At 67.9% G+C, this 1,126-nt stretch carries 1 protein-coding gene; it reads left to right on the plus strand.

Annotated features, from left to right (window positions below; all coding sequences use genetic code 11):
• Positions 1-9 precede the first annotated feature (9 nt).
• Positions 10-1,126 (plus strand): FGGY-family carbohydrate kinase (locus EN893_RS35040; protein ID WP_164901435.1); only part of this gene is annotated, 1,117 nt, incomplete at its 3' end.

A 1,126-nucleotide genomic window follows, 5' to 3' on the forward strand; every position in this document is an offset into this window, starting at 1 on the left:
AGCATGGGCATGATGCCACTTGCCATCGGCATCGACATCGGCACATCGGGTGCGCGCGCCGTCGCCATGCGCCCGGATTTTTCCATAGCCGGGCACGCGGCCGTCCCACTCGACAGGTTTGGCAGCGAGGGGCGAGCTCCCACGGCGTGGTGGCAAGCGGTCAAGACGGTGCTGACGGAGCTGCTTTCCGGCATCGACCGCACGGCGGTCCGCGCCATCGCCGTTGACGGCACCTCCGGCACGCTGCTGCCGGTCGACGCCGCCGGGCGGCCGCTGGCCGAACCGCTGATGTACAACGACAAGGTCGATGACGACGACGTCCTGGCCGTGATCGCCCGCACCGCGCCGGCTGCAAGTGCAGCGCACGGAGCGACATCCGGCCTCGCCAAGGCCCTGCGCTTCCAGCATCTGCCGGGCATTGCGGCGGTGCTGCATCAGGCCGACTGGATTGCCGGAAACTTCTCCGGCCGCTTCGACATCAGCGACGAGAACAATGCCCTGAAGACAGGCTATGATGTCGAGGCCCGCCGCTGGCCGGAATGGATCGCGGCGACCGGAATGCGCATGGAGTTGCTGCCGCGCGTGGTCGAACCGGGCGAGGTCACGGGCGCCCTCACCGCGGAAGCCGGGGAACTGTTCGGCTTACCGCGCGATGTGGCCGTCGTCGCCGGAACCACGGATGGTTGCGCCTCGTTCCTGGCGACCGGTGCCGCCGCGATCGGCGACGGCGTCACTGCGCTGGGATCCTCGCTGACCATCAAGATCCTGTCCGACCGGCCGATTGCGGCGCCGCGCTTCGGCATCTACAGCCACCGGCTCGGCAACGCCTGGCTGGCGGGCGGTGCGTCGAATTCCGGCGGCAAGGTGCTGGCTCAGCATTTTCCGCTCGCCTGTATCATCGAACTCAGCGCGACAATCGACCCGGAGACCGACACCGGCCTCGATTACTATCCGCTTCCCGCCACGGGCGAACGATTTCCGATCGCCGATCCGGCGCTGCCGCCTCGCCTTGCGCCCCGGCCGGCGGACGACGCCGATTATCTGAAAGCGATGTTCGAAGGCATCGCCGCGATCGAAACGCTCGGCTATGACAGGCTTGCCGAACTCGGCGCGCCCGCGCTGATAT

Origin of the sequence: Mesorhizobium sp. M7A.F.Ca.CA.004.04.2.1, from assembly GCF_004022825.1 — a bacterium.
Classification (GTDB): Bacteria; Pseudomonadota; Alphaproteobacteria; order Rhizobiales; family Rhizobiaceae; genus Mesorhizobium.